Origin of the sequence: Thioalkalivibrio denitrificans (assembly GCF_002000365.1) — a bacterium.
Classification (GTDB): domain Bacteria; phylum Pseudomonadota; class Gammaproteobacteria; order Ectothiorhodospirales; family Ectothiorhodospiraceae; genus Thioalkalivibrio_A; species Thioalkalivibrio_A denitrificans.
Window position 1 is genome coordinate 1 of sequence record NZ_MVBK01000051.1, and the last position, 17,069, is coordinate 17,069.

At 63.4% G+C, this 17,069-nt stretch carries 15 protein-coding genes; all 15 read right to left on the minus strand.

Annotated features, from left to right (window positions below):
* Nucleotides 1-171: 171 nt before the first annotated feature.
* Entirely contained in the window at nucleotides 172-468 is a 297-nt protein-coding gene (locus B1C78_RS09205) for a sulfurtransferase TusA family protein (protein ID WP_077278869.1), read from the minus strand.
* A gap of 305 nt (nucleotides 469-773) precedes the next feature.
* Nucleotides 774-1,448 carry a HEPN domain-containing protein gene (locus B1C78_RS09210; protein ID WP_139349874.1) on the minus strand — a complete coding sequence of 225 codons (675 nt, stop codon included), beginning with the start codon at nucleotides 1,446-1,448 and terminating at the stop codon, nucleotides 774-776.
* Between the two features lie 132 nt (nucleotides 1,449-1,580).
* Nucleotides 1,581-2,081, minus strand: coding sequence for a hypothetical protein (locus B1C78_RS17405; RefSeq protein WP_139349875.1), 501 nt, complete (start codon nucleotides 2,079-2,081; stop codon nucleotides 1,581-1,583).
* 365 nt (nucleotides 2,082-2,446) lie between these two features.
* Nucleotides 2,447-3,661 (minus strand): hypothetical protein, encoded by a 1,215-nt coding sequence (locus B1C78_RS09215; RefSeq protein ID WP_139349876.1) that lies wholly within the window; start codon nucleotides 3,659-3,661, stop codon nucleotides 2,447-2,449.
* 79 nt (nucleotides 3,662-3,740) lie between these two features.
* Nucleotides 3,741-4,634, minus strand: a complete 894-nt coding sequence (locus B1C78_RS09220) for a serine/threonine-protein kinase (protein WP_077278872.1) — start codon at nucleotides 4,632-4,634, stop codon at nucleotides 3,741-3,743.
* On the minus strand, nucleotides 4,601-5,227 hold the full coding sequence (locus tag B1C78_RS09225; protein ID WP_139349877.1) for a hypothetical protein: 627 nt from the start codon (nucleotides 5,225-5,227) through the stop codon (nucleotides 4,601-4,603). The genes B1C78_RS09220 and B1C78_RS09225 overlap by 34 nt, the downstream gene beginning before the upstream one ends.
* A 405-nt stretch (nucleotides 5,228-5,632) precedes the next feature.
* On the minus strand, nucleotides 5,633-8,749 hold the full coding sequence (locus B1C78_RS09235) for an efflux RND transporter permease subunit (RefSeq protein ID WP_077278875.1): 3,117 nt from the start codon (nucleotides 8,747-8,749) through the stop codon (nucleotides 5,633-5,635).
* A complete protein-coding gene (locus tag B1C78_RS09240; RefSeq protein WP_077278876.1) occupies nucleotides 8,746-9,879 on the minus strand; it encodes an efflux RND transporter periplasmic adaptor subunit in 1,134 nt (377 codons plus the stop codon). The genes B1C78_RS09235 and B1C78_RS09240 overlap by 4 nt, the downstream gene beginning before the upstream one ends.
* An 11-nt stretch (nucleotides 9,880-9,890) precedes the next feature.
* Nucleotides 9,891-10,328: a cytochrome c gene (locus B1C78_RS09245; protein WP_077278877.1), complete on the minus strand. Its 438-nt coding sequence runs from the start codon at nucleotides 10,326-10,328 to the stop codon at nucleotides 9,891-9,893.
* A gap of 83 nt (nucleotides 10,329-10,411) precedes the next feature.
* Nucleotides 10,412-11,011, minus strand: coding sequence for a TetR/AcrR family transcriptional regulator (locus B1C78_RS09250; protein WP_077278878.1), 600 nt, complete (start codon nucleotides 11,009-11,011; stop codon nucleotides 10,412-10,414).
* Nucleotides 11,012-11,543: 532 nt separating this feature from the next.
* Nucleotides 11,544-12,455, minus strand: coding sequence for a sulfite exporter TauE/SafE family protein (locus B1C78_RS09255; RefSeq protein ID WP_077278879.1), 912 nt, complete (start codon nucleotides 12,453-12,455; stop codon nucleotides 11,544-11,546).
* A gap of 441 nt (nucleotides 12,456-12,896) precedes the next feature.
* Nucleotides 12,897-14,633: a gamma-glutamyltransferase gene (gene ggt / locus B1C78_RS09260; RefSeq protein WP_077278880.1), complete on the minus strand. Its 1,737-nt coding sequence runs from the start codon at nucleotides 14,631-14,633 to the stop codon at nucleotides 12,897-12,899.
* 209 nt (nucleotides 14,634-14,842) lie between these two features.
* A complete protein-coding gene (locus B1C78_RS09265) occupies nucleotides 14,843-15,097 on the minus strand; it encodes a YfhL family 4Fe-4S dicluster ferredoxin (protein ID WP_077278881.1) in 255 nt (84 codons plus the stop codon).
* Between the two features lie 93 nt (nucleotides 15,098-15,190).
* A complete protein-coding gene (gene coaD, locus B1C78_RS09270; RefSeq protein WP_077278882.1) occupies nucleotides 15,191-15,670 on the minus strand; it encodes a pantetheine-phosphate adenylyltransferase in 480 nt (159 codons plus the stop codon).
* Nucleotides 15,667-16,995, minus strand: coding sequence for an MFS transporter (locus B1C78_RS09275; RefSeq protein WP_077278883.1), 1,329 nt, complete (start codon nucleotides 16,993-16,995; stop codon nucleotides 15,667-15,669). Before B1C78_RS09275 ends, coaD begins: the two co-directional genes overlap by 4 nt.
* Nucleotides 16,996-17,069: the final 74 nt, after the last annotated feature.

Genomic DNA, 17,069 nt, shown 5'->3' on the forward strand with positions numbered 1-17,069 from the left:
ACATGATGCGGATAGTTGGGTAACAAGACTCGACCCGTCCGTGGCATCCCTTTTCCCTCCATGGGCGTTTTGCTCCACTCCATCAGTCTGAGTCATCGAACAACGTCGTGCCACAGGCTTGTGCGGTGCAGAAAGAGATCTGTCACCTTTTTGGGAGGCGGCTAATGGGTGTCAGCTTCTCCCCTTCGTGACCGATATCCTCCAAATGTCCTTTTCCTCTGACATGCCGCCATACGTATAGCCCTTCTCCTTGCACCAGGCCTTCACGTCATCACCGCAGGGAGCATAGGTGGTGATAAGCACTGCATCGGTGCCCGTATCTAGCGTGTCCATGGCTTGATTGATCGACAGCAGGTATCCCGGGCAGGTCTGTCCCCGAACATCTATGGAAACACTGCCGTCGTCGTTCTTGCTGATAGCCGCATGAATGGTCTTCCTGGCACCGCGCCGGCTAAATGGCCACCACATCACTCCCTCCTAAATCGCATTGTCCATTGAAGGCGGAAAAGGGGGTTGGAAAAGATGACCGATCCTCACGGCTTGTGCGGTGCAAAAATAGATCTGTCACCTTTTTTTGTGCACTGACCCGGCTCTTCGGCTTGTCCCCCCATGGGCGTCCTGCTCAACTCCATCAGTCTGCGTCATTGAACAACGTGGCGCCACAGGGTTTTGCGGTGCAGAAATAACCCTGTCACCTTTTTCAAACATTAATCCCTCCGTCCCCTTTCTTCCGATCGGAGACCTCCGGATCTGTCACCTTTTCCACCGCGAGATCATGAGTCCCGATTGGCTTCAATCTTCTCTCCGATAATTCCAGGAAGTACAAAGTCGGACGCTATAACCATGGCGATAGTGTTCCACAGGTCCTCCACTATCTCCTCCGTGATAATGTCATGCCGACTCTGATCATGCACTAATTCGTGACGAAGGTTGAAGATTCTTCTCATTCCCTCCAACATATCAGGAGTCCACTCCACTTCTTTTTCTGGTTCTCTTTTGTCTCGGATTCGCATGCCGACAATCCCGGAAATAAACCCACCCTCTGTAAATATTGAAAACACATTATCAATGGCATCGACGCTTTGGAACGAAAAAGAAGATAGAATAACTTCTATGGGATCGATCTTGTTTTGGTGAATACGGACAAGATCCAGTATATCGTACTTTCTAGCGTGTAATCGCCTGATCTGTGATTCGTAGTTTTCTATTGGATAAAGTTTAAATACCAAGTTAAGCACGTCTTTATAGTACACCTCTACCGCCGTCACCATTCCTATGATCGCGGCGCGCTCGATTAATGGAACAAGGTTCTCTGTAACCTTCTTGTCAAGCACCGCTCTTGCCGCATCGGCGCATTGTTCCGCAGCAGGAAAGAAGTTCTGAAACGGCAAATCCAGCCGGTTTGATCTATTCTTCCTTTCTCGAAGAATCCGGGAAATGTCCAGCATGAAGTCACCTATTGGCTAGTACCCATGTCGTCGTCTTCTGCCATTCTCTTCGGAAAAGATCACGGATCAGTTTCTGAGGCGCGCAAATATACTATGTCACCTTTCCCGCGCTATGGCGTCCTTAGCCCTCATCTAGCTTTTCTCTTTTGAATATTGCCACAATGCCTTATCCAGTTCGCGAACAGAAACGTCCGCTTGCTCGGCCAAGACTTGGCAATGGGCAACATACGCCTGCCAAAGATTAAAACAGTACTCACGGGGCTGAACATCGACGTTGAGCGACCATAGTGCTCGGAAATCCAGAATAGGATAGCTTCCGCTAATTCCGAAATGCAGAAGGCATGATGCAACGGGCCAGCCTACACCGTGTAGCAGGGTCATTCCTTCTACTCTAAATTGTTCGTTAGTCGTTGCTATTGCCGCCCGAGTTACCTCTTCGACAAAGACCGCATCGTTTCTTTCTGCTTTTGGTGCAGATCGCGGACTCTTCCATTGGCATATCTCAACAAGTTGCGCCTTAGTGAAATACCGTTGCGTTTGGACAGCGCTGCTCAGCGCACCATTGAGCGTTCTCGGGTAGCTATAACGCCCTGCCCAATACGGTACCTCCTCGATCGGGAAGCGGAGTTTCATTGTCGATGCTCGGTTTCCATTGAGGGGGAGCGCCTAGCGAACCGGAGCGCTGCGAGGCGCGAAGCGCCGACGTAGCGAGGCAGGTTGAGCGATGTGTTAAGTGCCATAGAACCATACTCCACTGACTAGCGTTGAAAATAGGATGATTGCGTATAGCTGCCTCTTGGTCTTCGTCAACCTCGGGGGCACTGTGGAATGGGTTGGTGCTACAAACAGAATGAGAAACCCGGCTGACCAGACAAAGCCAACAGCGGCCAGAATACGTAATTGGAGGGAAAAGGGGACGGAGTGAACCTCCCCGGGGAAAAGGGGACGGAGTGAACCTCCCCCAGTTAAACGGACGCTTTTAATCCCTTCGTCCCCTTTTACTTCTGCATACTGGTCCAACGCCGCCGTAGCACCGGTCCTCGCTGCTTGTCCAGCATGGCGAGCGCTGCGCGATTCACGTCGAGCGAGTCGGTGAAGTCTCGGTTGGCGCCAAGTACGCCGTTCGCGCCAAGAGTCTGGAGCAGGTCCTCGGCATCGTTGATCGACTGCTCTTGGGCCTGTCGCGCCTCGTCGTACCCTGCCGCATTCAGTACTTGCGCCTGGCCGCGAAGAGCGTGCAAGTAGTGGCGGAAGGCCGCCTGTTCAGAGAAGCCTACGGAGGACGGCTGCACTCCGCTGAACAACGGGTCAACATAGCCGCCGTCGAACTCGGGCAGTGGCTTCATGAGATCAAGCACCCCCTGCTCGTAGGCCACGTCGAGGAACGGGATCTTGTATTCCGAGAGAGCCTGCGGACAGTAGTACCACGTCGCTCGGCGCCGGATTTCCTCTTCGTAGCTCTTGCTGAACTTCTCTGGCGGGAATGATCGCACGTTCATCCATGTTCCCGAACAGATGGCATTCGCTCCTGCCACGTGCGAGAGCAGCATCTGATGACTACAGTAGCCGAGGATCACGCGGCCACCCGAAAGGCGCAATCCGGCCGTCAAGTCGAGGACGTGCGCGAGCCAGATGGCGTCCTGAACGAGGTAGTCGCCGTTCGGGTGTTCGCAAACGATGTAATACCCGTCTGCCTTCCAGCGGGTCACTGCTTCCAGAAGCGCAGTGACCTGCTCACGATTTCGGACAGAGTCCGCCCCCAGAGCTAGTGTCGAGTACAGCGGTTTGGAATCGCCAGCTAACTTGCGCGCGGTCATCAGAAACGACTCATGGTGGGCAAGCCAAGGGTCATCAACGGGGTTAGCGAGCATGCCGGGAAGGATGATGGCGGCAGTGCCTAGGTCCTTGTTTAACTCGACGAGCCTACTAACAAGGAACTCCATCTCTGAACCTTGAAAGAACGAACCCGAGGCAAAATCATTCGGCCAGAACTCGTGAGAGCAGAGCCGATCGTGGTCGGCATGCGGGACGTAGAACTGAGGGTCGAGCAGGGTCCTCCCGCCTTCGATTCCAGTCACGTCGGCCGCCAAGCTACGCAGTTGCCGATCGTTTAAGTCGCGGGGGCTCAGCACGACGGTGCCACCACCCCACTCGGTGAGTAGGTTGCGACAGTGTTCCATCATCCCGAAGCCGAACTGGAGGTGAAGCTCCATTAGCATCCTCCTTCCACGAAGGCGTCCCGTTATCGGCCAGCGCCGGATGAACATGCCGGCGTGGACGTATAGTTCCATGTCATCGAACTCCCTCCCGGTCACAGAGGTCCTTGATCCACTCGTTCGCCTCATGTGCAGTCTGACACCGATGGACGAGATTCGGCTGCGACAGCGTGGCCACTAGATCAGCGAAGCCGTCCGGCAAGAACCTTCCGAGGCGCGGAAGCTGTTGCGTCGACGATCTCGCAATAACCTCGAAACGGTCTCGCGCTCCTTCGACGTGAGGATTCCGGCCAGTAGCGGCTTCGTAGAGGGTGACACCCAGCGCGAAGAGGTCTGCGCGAGCGTCGATGTCGGGCTTGTCGTTCCGGCACTGCTCGGCGGGAGCGTAGCCGATGGTGCCGCATCCCCCAGGCGCAGCGGTGGCGGTCAGGGATTCAAGGTCTAGATGCCTGGCAACGCCGAAGTCGATGAGCCAGAACTCACCTCGCTGGTCTATGATGATGTTCGCGGGCTTCACATCGCGGTGGACGATGCCGACGGCTTCCGCAGCGACCAAGGTCTCGGAGACGTGCAGCGCAAGTCGCAGGAGTTCGTGGTACGAGAGGGTGCCAACTCGGATTCGTGCGCTGAGGGTTTGGCCCGGAATGCATTCTTCGCGGAACCAGACAATCGTTCCGGTGTTCCCGGTTAATTGCCCATGTTCGAAGATGCGCGGCATCCGACGAGCCTGAATCTTGGTGGCTGCCTCGAGCTCCCTCTCCGTTCGGGCTGGATCCGCCCCAGGGTGCATGAGCTTGATCACCACCTCGCCGTCATCCGCGTGCATCGCGGTGAACACCTGTTTCTGACCGCCCGCCGCAAGTGGCTGGAGATTGGTTAGATGAGGGAATTGGCGTCCGAGCCAATCCGGATCTACTTGGGAGTGGATGGGCATGATCACCGGTTGCTGCGCACCATAGAAGCGCGCCATGCAAGGTCATTCACGACCCACGAGGCGTATGAGCGTGGTAGCGGTGCGGTGGAAGCACCCCATTCTCTAATCCGATCGTGTTCAGGGGAAAGCACTCCGATGCCGAACTGTTGCGCCTCTCGCACCTGCTCCTCAGAGACCCGGGGCACAAGGACATAGGATTTCGATGCGAACCAAGTATTTAGTCGTGCTTGGTTGAGCGCGCTTGCCCACTTCCCGATCTTCGCCTCGACAGCGATAATCTTGGTCGCCGCGAAGGTGCGCTCCAAGGCGCACGGGAACCATGCCCGTCCGGCGGGTCGAACGAGCCCGGCCCCATGCAGCCGTTCAATCGATCGGCGGGCGAAACGGGACCCAAAGCAGCCCTCAAGTTCTGAGTGGGCGGCTCTACGACGCTGGAAGACGTAGTGCATGAGCCGCAGATCGCTCGGTACGAGTGAGAGGCGCGATTCACCCCAGTTGACCGTGCGAGCGTCGCGCCACACCACGATGACCAGATCGGGGAACCCGGACTCAAGGCCAAGCTCACGGAGAATCGTCACGCGGCTGTCCGGGGCATGCACAAGTGGCATTGCCGAGATGAAGCCGTCCACGAGTTTCTGCTCCGGACCCCGCACCGTGCGACGGAAGACAGCGCCCTCCGGAGCGGAGTCGCGGTCAATGATCATTGGCCTAATGGTGGAGCCCACGCTCGAGATTCCCCCCCTGTTCAGTCATGCGTACTCGGTCCCCTTGGTCGGGCTAACACCCTTGGGTGCTAGGGAGCAAAGCGGCCCGACCCGGCCGTCGCCGAGCAAGGATTGCTCGATGGCCGGCGTACCGGCGTTGAGGCTGTTCCCCTGGATACCGCATTATGTTCGCGGCTCGTCTCCCTGGATGCTGGGGTAATCCTACATAACGGTGGGGATTGGGCCAAGTTGGGGTAGCGCGGATGCGCCGGCGGATACCCGTTGCCGTCTGGGCTGTGATTCTGCTGGCTTGTCGGCCTGAAGGCCGACCTACAGGGGGGCATGAGGGGCTTCGTTGGCCTGAAGTGCGGGCCCCGGTTTCACACGCATACGCTCCATCACCACAAACAGCGCCGGAATCACCACCAGCGTCAGCACCGTCGCGGCGATGATTCCGCCGATGATCACCGTGGCGATGGGCGAGAAGCGCTCGGCGCCCACGGCCATCTCCAGTGCGAGCGGGAACATGCCGGCGACGGTGGAGAGCGCGGTCATCATGATGGGGCGCATGCGGGTGTCGACGGCCTCGGTGACGGCGGCGTGGAGATCGAGGCCCTCGGCCATGCGGCGGCGGGTGAGGTCCAGCAGGATGATGCTGTTGTTCACCACGATGCCGATGAGCAGGATGATGCCGAGCAGCGCGGGCATGGAGATGTACTTGCCGGCCACGAGCAGCGCGGCGGTGACGCCGATGAACTGCAGCGGGATGGCGCTCATCACCGTGAGCGGATGCGCGAAGCTGCCGAACTGCACCACCAGCAGGAGGTAGACCGCGAGCGCCGCGAGCATCAGGGCGCGGAGCATGTGGGCGCGGGCCTCGTCGAAGTCGGCTTGCTCGCCCACCAGGAAGACACGGTAGCCGTCGGGGGCCTCGAAGGTGGCGAGCCGCGCCTCCACGTCGGCGACCACTTCGGAGAGCGGCCGGCCCAAGTGATAGCCGAGCACGTCGAGCGTGCGCTGTCCGTCCTCGCGGGTGAGCACGCGCGGGCCAAGGTCGTGTTCGAGCGTGGCCACCTCGCGAAGTGGGACCGGGCCCGCGGGCGTGGCGAGGGTGACGTTCTCCAGGTCCTCCAGGTGCAGGCGGTGGGCCTCGGCGTAACGCACCACCACGTCCAGGTCCCTGAGCGGCGGCTGGCGGAAGCGGGTGGCCACCGCGCCGTCCATGGCCCGGTGCACGGCACGGGCCGCCTGGGCACCGGTCAGGCCCAGTTCCGCGACACGCTCGTGATCCAGGCGCACGCGTAGTTCCGGGGTGTCCAGGGCCCAGTCCTTGTAGAGGTCGGTCACGCCGGGGATGCCGCGCAGGTGTTCCAGCAGGGCCCGGGCGGTGCGGTCGAGCTCGGCCGGGGATTCGCCGGCGACGCGCACGATGACGGGAGCCGCGGTGCTCGCGCGCGCCGTGCCGCCCATCTCGCGCGGCACGCCCAGCATGACGCCGGGGGTGCGCTCCAGGACCTGGCGCACCTCATCCATGATCTGCCACTGGTCGGCCTCGCGCTCGGTGCGCGGGACCAGGTTGACGGTGATCTCGGCCTGGTTGACCGCCATGGCGCCGCGATCCCCCATGGCGCGCGCGCCCGCCTCGTGGCCCGCGCGGGTGCTGACCGTGAGCGTGTGCTCGCGGCCCACCAGCACGTCCTCGGCGCGGGCGACGGCCCGCACGGTGTCCTCGAGCGTGGTACCCGGCACCAGATCCACCACCACCCGGAAGCTGCCCGAGTCGAAGCGCGGCAACATCTCGCTGCCCACCATGCGCAGCATGCCGAGGCTCGCCGCGAGCAGCAGCACTGCGGTGACCAGGATGGTGACCGGGCGGCGCAGGGCGAGCCCGAGACCCGCCAGGTAGTAGACGCGCACCGCGCCGCCCGCCCGGCCCAGCCCTGCCACGAGCCGGTTCGGCGCCTGCGGGCGTCCGGGCCTGAGCCACCACACGCCGAGCAGCGGCACCAGCGTCACGGCCATGACAAAGGACGCGGCGAGCGCGAAGGCGAGCGTCAGGGTAAGCGGGCCGAACAGTTCGCCGATGAAGCTGCCCATGAACATCAACGGCACCAGCACGCCCAGGGTGGTGAGCGAACCGCCGAGCTTGGCGGCGAGGATCTCGCCCACGCCGTTGACCACGGCGCTGCGCGCGCTGGCGTCGGGCATTTCAAGGTGGCGATGGATGTTCTCCAGCACCACGATGCCGTCGTCCACCAGCAGGCCGATGGCCAGGATCAGCGCCGACATGGTGACCATGTTGAGATCGAGCCCCGCCGCCTGCATGAGGGCGAAGGTGGCGAGAAAGGCGGCGGGGATGGAGAGCGCAATGATCGCCGCCTGGCGAAGATTGGCGAGAAAGAGCAGCACCACGGCCATGGTGAGCACGACGGCCACGAGCACGGTTTGGGTCATGTCGGTGATGACCCGCTCGGTGAACACGGAGTCGTCGTCCGCGACGATGATCTCCAGCGCCGGATGTTCGGCCCGCAGCGTCTCCAGCACGTCACGCACCCGCGTGGCCACCTCCACGGTGTTGGCGTCGTCCCGGCGCAGCACCTGCACGGCGATGGCGGGAAGGCCGTCGAAGCGGTACGCGTTGCGGATCTCGCCCGGCGCGAGGCTGACCGTGGCCACATCATTCAGGCGCACCTGCCCGGCGGCATCGGAGCGCAGCACGATGCGCCCGGCGACCCGGGCCGAATCGATGGGGGCGTCGAATCGGATCACGCTCTCCAGCGCCCCGTGACGCACGCGCCCGCCGGGGGCGACCAGGTTCCAGGCATCCAGCGCCGCGACCACCTGCTCCAGGTCCACGCCCAAAGCCTCGGCGCGGTCCGGGTCCAGGGCCACGTGCAGTTCGCGCCTGTGGGCACCGATGATGTCCACCGCCGCCACACCGGGCACCCGTTCCAGGCGCTCACGCACGGCGTTGTCCGCCAGTTCGCGCACCTCCGCGAGATCGAGCCTGTCGCTTCGCAGGGCGACGGTGATGATGGGCTTGTCGGCGGTGGAGAATTCCAGCACCCGCGGCTCGCCGATGGCGTCGGGCAGGTCCCGGCGCACCCGACTCACGGCGTTCTGCACGTCCACGGCGGCGAGTGTGGCGAGGATGCCGTAGTCGAACTCGACCCGCACCACGGAAAGCCCCGCCTGGCTGGTGCCGGAGATACGCGTGACACCGTCGAGGCTCGCGAACTCCTCTTCCAGCAGGCGGGTGAGATCCGCATCCACGTCCGCCGCCGCCATGCCCGGATACTCGGTGATCACGGTGACCGTGGGCGGGTCCGTGTCGGGGAAGAGCTGCACGGGCAACTGGAATCGGGCCTGCACGCCCAGCACGAGGACGCCCACCAGCAGGGCGATCACCGTGTGGCGGTGGCGCAGGACCCACTCGGGCCAGTTCATGAACCGGGGTCCTCCCCGGCCTGCACGCGCAGGCCGTCGCCGAGGCGCGGGTCGGCGGTGACGATGACCCGCTCGCCGGGTTCGATCCCGGCGGTGATCAGGTATTCACCCGCCCGGGCCACGGCCACCTGGACCGGGCGCTCCCGCGCACGTCCGTCCTCCAGCACGAAGACCCGGCGCTCGGGCCCCTCACCGTGCACCGCCTGGGCCGGGAGGCGGACGGCCCCCTCGATCTGCTCAAGCTCCACGTGCGCCTGCACGGCCATGCCGGGGCGCACCCCCACTGCATCATCGGGGAAGAACGCGGCCAGTGTCGCGTTGCGGCTGCTTGCATCGAGTGCCGGGTAGAAGCGGTCCACCTGGGCGGACCACGTCCGGTCCAGGGCCGGGACCTCCAGGCGCACGGTCATGCCCGGGCGCAGACGGGGGACATCCATCTGCGGGACCTGCACCACCGCCTTGAGCCCGTTGAGTGCCACCACTTCCACCAGGGGCTGGCCCGTGGCGGCCAGCTCGCCCTCGCTGGCGTGGACCCGCTGTACCAGCGCATCGAAGGGGGCGCGTTCCTCGGCGTAGCTCAGGCGCCGTTGCACCACGCCGAGCGCCGCCGCGTTCTCGCGGATCTGGGCCTCCAGGGTGTGGACCCGCTGGCGGGCGTCGTCGAGGTTTCGCTCGGGCGTCAGGTTGCGTCGAAAGAGATCCTCCTGGCGGGCGGCTTCGCGGCGGGCGGTGGCCAGTTCCCCCGTCAGGCGCTCGCCCACCGCCTCCAGGCGCGCCGCGTCGCGCCTCAGTTCCTCGTCATCCAGACGGGCGAGCACATCCCCCTGGCGCACGAGGGCGCCTTCACGATGGGGGATCGCGAGGATCTGGGCCGTGAGCCGGGCCGAGATGCGCGCCCGCCCCTCGGCCTCCACGGTGCCGCGATAGGTCCGCTCCACCACCGCCGTCTCGGCGGAGACGGCCAGCGTTTCCACGGCCGGCGGCGGCACGGCACGCGCGGGTTCCGGGTCGAAGCGGGCCGAGAGGCGTTCGGCGCCGGCCAACCCGATCCACCCGGCCAGCAGTACGAGGACGAGGGTGACGGTCAGGCGCTGGGGCCAGGACAGGCGGGGGATCTCGGGGGCGGACATGGCCGGAAGCCTCAGGGTTGCGGTGTGCCGGGTTGGGTCAGCTGATCCCGGAAGGCCGAGTGGCAGGCCACGCAGCCCTGCATCACCCGGGCGTGGTAGCGCAGCACGCCATCCATGTCCCCCACCCGGGCCGCGTCGGCCATCTCTGCGGCACCGCCGTGCACGGAGCGGTCGATGGACTGGAACAGCTCGATACGGGGACCCACGGCATCCATGAGCCGCTGGCGCTCCGCGGGCGACGGCCGGGGATGATGGGCGATGGCGGCCGCATAGCGTTCGATGGCCTCGAAGTCCTCGGCGAAGATCGCGGCGTTCAGGTGGTTCATGTCCTCGCCGAGTCCCACCATGATCTCCTTGAAGGTCGGCCCCTCCTGGGCCGCAGCGCCGGCGAGCCACGAGGCGGCGACAAGGGCGAGAGCGGTGCGGCGTACGCTATTCGAGAACGTCATATGCCTGTCTCCTCGATAGATATAGAATTGATACATGTTTTGGGGCGCGATTCGGCCGGTCGGATGCATTGCCGGTCAGGCCCTCAGGGTGTCCAGCGCGCGGCCAGAGCCGGCTCCAGCAGGCGCCACAGGGCGTCGCCCTGGGCCTCTAGCGGAAACTCAAAGTCGCTGATGGACCAGCGCATCACCAGCCCCTGGACGAGGGCGACGATGAAGCGTGCCGTCTCTTCGGTGTCCAGGTCGGGGCGGAACCGGCCTTCGTCCACGCCCTCGTCCAGCAGCGACCGGACGCGCCCCGTGTAGGTGTCCATGATCCGCCGCACGACGGCCTTGAGTTCGGGGTCTTCCAGGTGCAGGCGCTCGGAGAAAAGCAGGCGCGGCAGCCCCTTGCGCTGGCTGATGAACTGCAGCTGGCGGGACAGGAGCTGCTTGAGGCGCTGGTCGGCCGGACCGGACCCGGCGAAGATCGGCGTGAGCACCGTGAGCACGCTCCGGCCGATCCACTCCAGCGACGCCCGCAGGATGGCGTCGCGGGTCTTGAAGTGGCGGAAGACCGTGGGCTGGGCGATGCCCACCCGGTCCGCGATGGCCTGGGCGGTCACCTGCCCCACGCCCCGCTCTGCCGCCAGATCCAGCACCGCCTGGATGATCTCTTCCCGTCGTTCCTCGCCTGATTTGCGCATGGGCTTTCATGGATGTAAGTGAGTACTTGCTTGCATCATATGGCTGACGTTTACTCTTTACAAGGCCTCGTCGGTGGGAAAGAAGAATGGACAGGATTAACAGGATTAAGAGCGGATTCACAGGATTGAATGATAGGGGGGTGCCGTCACAGGCATTCATAACATCCTGTTAATCCTTAGAAATCCTGTTAATCCTGTCCATTAGTCTCTTGATCTCCGCGCCGGGAAACCGCTCGGCATCGGAGCCTTCGTAGCCGCCATTACCTGACTACATCAAGGTCAGCAGAATCCGTAGGTTGGGGTGAGCGGAGCGAACCCCAACCTACGGTCCTGACACATCCTCTTTACGAGGCCTCGCCGGCGGAAAAAGGAAATGGACAGGATTAACAGGATAAGAGCGGATTTACAGGATTGAATAATCGGGAGGGGTGCCGTGAGAAGCATTCATAACATCCTGTTAATCCTTAGAAATCATGTTAATCCTGTCCATTAGTCTCTTGATCCCCGGGCCGGGTGAGCCGCGACTGCCCAACTACAGCAAGGTCAGCAGTTCCGTGAGGTAGTACATCGCGAGCAGGAGAATCACGACCGCGAGCAACAGCGTCAGTGCACCGTGAGGCACGTGGCGTTGCAACCGCGCGCCGACGTACATGCCAAGTGCGCCGCCGATACCAAACAGCACGCCCAGCAGCCAGTCCGGCCGGGTGACGACACCGGGGGGCGCGGGCAACAGGCTGTAGAGCAGGACCCCGGCAATCGATGTGATGAAGGTGGCCGCCAGCGCCGCGCCCGCCACCGTGTAGACCGGCAGTCCGAAGATTGCGACGCAGAACGGCGCGATGATCGCGCCGCCACCGATGCCGTAGATGCCCCCGATGATGCCGACGGAGAACGCGAGCAGCGCCATCCCCGGAAGGCTGAACGAGTACGTGTCTGCGCCGAAGGTGAAGGTGATCCTCGAGGGCGCGATGGTCTCGGTGCGTGCGACCGATTCCGGTTCCATTCCCGACCCGCCCTGGCGGCGTCTGCGCCGCCAAGGCGCGATGTCTGTCAGCAGGTGCAGCGACAGATACAGGAGCACCATGCCGACGAAAACCTTGAACAGACCCGGGTCGTGCAGGTGGTAGGCACGCACGTAATAGCCGACGCCCACACCGGGCAAGGTACCCGCCACAATCACCCCGTTGAGCGACCACAGCATTCGCCCTTCGCGGAAGTAGCGGTAGACGCCCGACGGTATCGCAATGAGGTTGAAGACCAGGTTGGTCCCGCTCACCGATGGTGCCGTGTAGTTCAGCACGCTCATCTGAAACGGCAGCAGCAGGAATGCACCGGAGACACCCACCATCGAGGTGACCAGCGATATGAGAAACGCCATCAGGGGCGGCAACCACAGGCTGGTCACGACGCCGGAGTGGGCAAACTCATAATGAAGGAAATCCAAGGCGACCCCTCTCCTCATTGCGCCGGTTCAGCGAGGACAGATCACCCGGTATCCGGAATCACATGCGTCCCGTCGGGGCCTGTGCGAAAGAGAGCTTCGACGCAAAGACGCGAAGTTTGAAAAAATCGGGGCAGAGAAATTGCTACCAATACTAGTGCGAGAGTCGCTCTCTGACCCGGCTTTCTTTCTTGAAGCGCCTGTTTGGGAGCAAGAACTGCGGGTTTAAGGCCTGACCACACGCGGTTTCGGGGCTCTTTGTGAGGCGAATCAGAAGATTGCCGTGGTCCGACCCCGCAACCCCAACCCCTGAAAGAAATGGACAGGATTAACAGGATTTCTCAGGATTGACAGGATGTTATGAATGCCTGTCACGGCACCCTTCTGATCATTCAATCCTGTAAATCCACTCTTATCCTGTTAATCCTGTCCATTCCCTTCCCGCTACCGCGCCTCGCCGATGCCGCGCGGGTCCGAGGCGGCGCTCACCTCGCCGGCAACCCGATCCCAGATGATCGCCTGCATGTTGCCGAAGCGCCGCGTCTGGGGTGCGAGGGTGTGGCCGCGGGCCTGCAGGCCCTCCAGTGTCGGCGCGTCGAAGGCGTCCACCTCGAACTGGATCTCGTCGGGCAGGTACTGATGGTGAAAACGCGGCCGCGACACGATCGCCTGGGCGTCGCCGCCGTTCATGAACGACTTGGCGCCCAGCAGCACCATGGTGATGATGCGGCTGCCACCGGGGGTGCCGAGGATGACGACGCGTTCGTCGTTTTCAATGAATGCCGGCGTCATGCTGGAGAGCATGCGCTTGCCGGGCTCGATGGCGTTGGCCTCTGCACCGACGAGGCCATACACGTTGGGTGCGCCGGGCTTGGCGGAGAAGTCGTCCATCTCGTCGTTGAGCAGCACGCCGGTTCCGGGCGGCATGAAGCCCGAGCCGAAGGGGTAGTTGATGGTGATGGTCGCGGCGACACGGTTGCCGTTGGCATCCAGCACCGAGAAGTGGCTGGTCTGTTCGCTCTCGGGCAGAGGTTCCAAGGTGACCGGAAGGAGTTCGCTGGGCGTGGCACGCTCGGGGTGGATGGTGGCGCGAAGCCCCGCAGCGTAGTCGAGGCTCATGAGCCGCGCCAGGGGCATGTCCACGAAATCCGGATCGCCCAGGTACTCGGCCCGGTCCCGGTAGGCGCGGCGCATGGCTTCCACCATCAGGTGGGTGCGCGTGGCTTCATCCATCGCCTCCAGGTCGTAATGGGCGAGCTGGTTGAGGATGCTGATCAGCGCCACTCCGCCCGATGATGGCGGGGAAGCGGCGGTGATCCGGAAGCCCCGGTATTCGCCCCGTACCGGTTCCCGCTCCACCACGCTGTAGTTCTCCAGATCCTCCAGCGTCCAGATGCCGCCGGCATCGCGCACCCCTTCCACCAGCAGTTCGGCCAACTCGCCACGATAGAAGCCGTCGAACCCCTCCCGACCGAGGCGCTCCAGGGTGTCGGCGAGGTCGGGTTGGCGCAGGAGCGTGCCCTCGGGCGGCACACCACCATCGTGAAGCAGCACACGCGTGGCCTCGGGATAGGCGCTGAGCGCCTCCAGCCGGAAGGTGGCCATGCGCCGGTAGACCGCATCGACGGGGAAGCCCTCCCGGGCCAGGCGAGCGGCCGGCGCGAGGGTGTCGGCGAGCGGGAGTTCACCGTATTGCTCCGCCAGATGCACCAGGGCCGCGGGCATGCCGGGGATACCGGCGGACAGGGGCCCGTCCACGGACAGCCCGGGAATCACTTCACCGTCGTCATCCAGGTACATGTCCCGGTGCGCCGCACCGGGCGCGGTCTCCCGGGCGTCGAGCATGGTCTCGAATCCGTCCGAGGCGCGGTGCAGGAGGAAGAACCCGCCCCCGCCGATGCCGGAGCCGTATGGCTCCACCACGCCCAGCGCCGCGGTGACGGCCACCGCGGCATCGAAGGCATTGCCGCCCCGCGACAGGATCTCGTGACCCGCCTCCGTGGCCAGCGGATGCGCCGAGGCGATGGCGGCCGCGCCGGGCCGCTCCTGGGCCACCGCGACGCCGGCGAGCAACAGCACCAGTAGCCCGGATGCAGCGAAGCGCAATCCGGGGGGTTGGTGATCCCGGGCAGTTGGGCGTTTTGAACCACGAAGCACACGAAGGGCACGAAAAAAGGACATGGGCTGTGTGGATCCGGGTTTATCCGGCCATTCCGATTGACCCGTGAGCTCGGTTGGTTCGTTGATGATAATGAATGGTCTCTCGCAAAGACGCGAAGCGCGCCAAGAAGGCACAAGAACCATTAAACGATTTTATCTTTGCGTGCTTCGCGGCTTTGCGAGAGATATTTCTTTTCGGGGGTCGAAGAAGGCGTGCGTGTACGCCGCCATCAGGCCTTGGCTGCCATCAGGTGTTCGTACTTGGCCATGAGCGCCTCCTGGCTCTCCACACGGTCCGGGTCGTTGGGGATGCAGTCCACGGGGCACACGTTGCGGCACTGGGGCTCGTCGTAATGACCCACACACTCGGTGCACAGATCCGGGTTGATCTCGTAGATCTCGTCACCCTGCGAGATGGCTTCGTTCGGGCACTCGGGCTCGCACACATCGCAATTGATGCATTCGTCGGTGATCATCAGGGCCATGACGGCGTTTCCTCTAAAAATTCAATCTGTTGCCTGCCCAGGAGCCTGTCGGACTTAGGCTGCTAGGGCGGCGGGCCTTGCAGGGGTTCCAGTTTATCCCACGCGCGCATCCAGCGCAGCCTTGACCGGGGGTGAGACGAAGTGTGAGATGTCTCCGCCCAGGGATGCAATTTCCCGTACCAGACTTGAGGAGACGTAGGCGTACTCCTCGGCCGGCGTGAGGAACAGCGTCTCCAGTTCCGGCGCCAGCCAACGGTTCATGCCGGCCAGCTGAAACTCGTGTTCGAAATCCGACACGGCCCGCAAGCCGCGCAGGATCACCCGCCCGCCCTGCTCCGCCACAAACTTGGCGAGCAGCCCGTCAAAGCCGAGCACCTCCACGCGCTCCACCCCCTTGAGGGTCTCGCGGGCCAATCCGATGCGCTCGTCCAGGCTGAAGAAGGGCGCCTTGTTCGGGTTCGCCGCCACCGCCAGAACAACCCGGTCGAACAGACGCACGGCTCTGCGCACGATATCCGCATGACCGTTGGTGATCGGGTCAAAGGTACCTGGATAGACGACCGTGGTTTTCATACGGCGGTTCCCGTGGATGGCGAACGATTGCGACGGGCGTGGGCCGCATTCCGGCCCCGCGCCTCGTTGATGGGTCCGGTGGCGGCCAGCGCCAGTGCAAAGAGTAGCAGACAGAACAGGATCGCCGTATGCAGACCCACCCACGCCTGCAGCAGCCCGATGCCCAGCAGTCCCACAATGGCCGCCAGTTTGCTGGACAGGCCCCAGAAGCCGAAGAACTCGGCGGCCTTGAGGTGGGGTGCGAACTGCCCCACCAGGGCGCGGCCCGCCGATTGCACCGAACCGAGACAGACCCCGGCCACGGACCCCACCACCAGGAACACCTGCTGGGGCTCCACGCCGAACCAGCCGGCCATGGCGGGTGTGGCGTAGATGAGCAGGACCGCCAGCAGCCACAGACTCAGGCTCATGGCGTAGGTGAACTTGGCGCCGATGCGGTCCTGCAGAAAGCCGAAACCCAGGGCGCCGGCGGCCGCCGTGAGCTGCACCACCACAAACATGGTCACACGGGTCCCCTCGTCCCAACGCACCACCTGGGAACCGTAAATGAACGTGAATGCGATGATGATGTAGATCCCCGCCATGGCGAAGAACACGGAAACCAGGAGCCAGGCCAGGTCGCGGTAGGCCCTCACCGCCCTCACGGTGGCCGCCACCCGGCGCATCCCCAGGACCACGTAGCCGGAGCCGCGAGCCAGGCGGCGCGGCCGGCCCCGTTCCCTGAGCCAGAGAAAGGTGGGGATGGCGGCCACCATGAAGAAGCCCGCCGCGAACGGCCCCACCCAGCGCACGTTGTCGAAGTTCTCCAGGCTCACCTCGCCCAGAAACAGGAGCGCGAAGGCGGTGGACACCAGCCCGCCGATGTAGCCAAGCGCCCAGCCGAACCCCGAGATCCAGCCGAGCGCCTCCGGCGGGCCGAGATCCGGAAGGAAGCTGGCGATGAATGATTCACCGATGGCGTAGCCGAAGTTGGACAAGATGATCAGCCACATGCCGAGCCAGATGTAGCCGGGCGCCACGAAGTAGAGCATGGACGTGGTGACGATGGTCAGGACGTAGCTGGCGAACAGGAACCGCTTGCGGGCCGCGGAGAAGTCCATGATGGCGCCGCACACCGGCCCGGCGATCACCACCGCCAGGTAACTCACCGCCAGCGCCACGCTCCACAACAGGTTGCCCAGCCTGTAGTCCTGGTGGGCGTCACCCACGATCACCCGCGTGAAGAGATCACCGAAAACGACCGTAATAATGAGCAGGGTATAGGCCTGATTGGCAAAGTCGAACATTGCCCAGCCGAAGATTTCCCTCTTTGAAGCGCGCTGCATGCCGGCTCCCCGGAAAATGGCAGGGCAAGCGTAGCACGCCGGCCAGCACCCGACGCTAGCAGCCTGTCGGACTT

Excerpts from the sequence above, each read along its gene's own strand:
- B1C78_RS09205 (WP_077278869.1), bottom strand. The coding sequence starts at position 468 with ATGTGGTGGCCATTTAGCCGGCGCGGTGCCAGGAAGACCATTCATGCG.
- B1C78_RS09210 (WP_139349874.1), bottom strand. The coding sequence starts at position 1,448 with ATGCTGGACATTTCCCGGATTCTTCGAGAAAGGAAGAATAGATCAAAC.
- B1C78_RS17405 (WP_139349875.1), bottom strand. The coding sequence starts at position 2,081 with ATGAAACTCCGCTTCCCGATCGAGGAGGTACCGTATTGGGCAGGGCGT.
- B1C78_RS09215 (WP_139349876.1), bottom strand. The coding sequence starts at position 3,661 with ATGGAGCTTCACCTCCAGTTCGGCTTCGGGATGATGGAACACTGTCGC.
- B1C78_RS09220 (WP_077278872.1), bottom strand. The coding sequence starts at position 4,634 with ATGGCGCGCTTCTATGGTGCGCAGCAACCGGTGATCATGCCCATCCAC.
- B1C78_RS09235 (WP_077278875.1), bottom strand. The coding sequence starts at position 8,749 with ATGAACTGGCCCGAGTGGGTCCTGCGCCACCGCCACACGGTGATCGCC.
- B1C78_RS09240 (WP_077278876.1), bottom strand. The coding sequence starts at position 9,879 with ATGTCCGCCCCCGAGATCCCCCGCCTGTCCTGGCCCCAGCGCCTGACC.
- B1C78_RS09245 (WP_077278877.1), bottom strand. The coding sequence starts at position 10,328 with ATGACGTTCTCGAATAGCGTACGCCGCACCGCTCTCGCCCTTGTCGCC.
- B1C78_RS09250 (WP_077278878.1), bottom strand. The coding sequence starts at position 11,011 with ATGCGCAAATCAGGCGAGGAACGACGGGAAGAGATCATCCAGGCGGTG.
- ggt (WP_077278880.1), bottom strand. The coding sequence starts at position 14,633 with ATGTCCTTTTTTCGTGCCCTTCGTGTGCTTCGTGGTTCAAAACGCCCA.
- B1C78_RS09265 (WP_077278881.1), bottom strand. The coding sequence starts at position 15,097 with ATGGCCCTGATGATCACCGACGAATGCATCAATTGCGATGTGTGCGAG.
- coaD (WP_077278882.1), bottom strand. The coding sequence starts at position 15,670 with ATGAAAACCACGGTCGTCTATCCAGGTACCTTTGACCCGATCACCAAC.
- B1C78_RS09275 (WP_077278883.1), bottom strand. The coding sequence starts at position 16,995 with ATGCAGCGCGCTTCAAAGAGGGAAATCTTCGGCTGGGCAATGTTCGAC.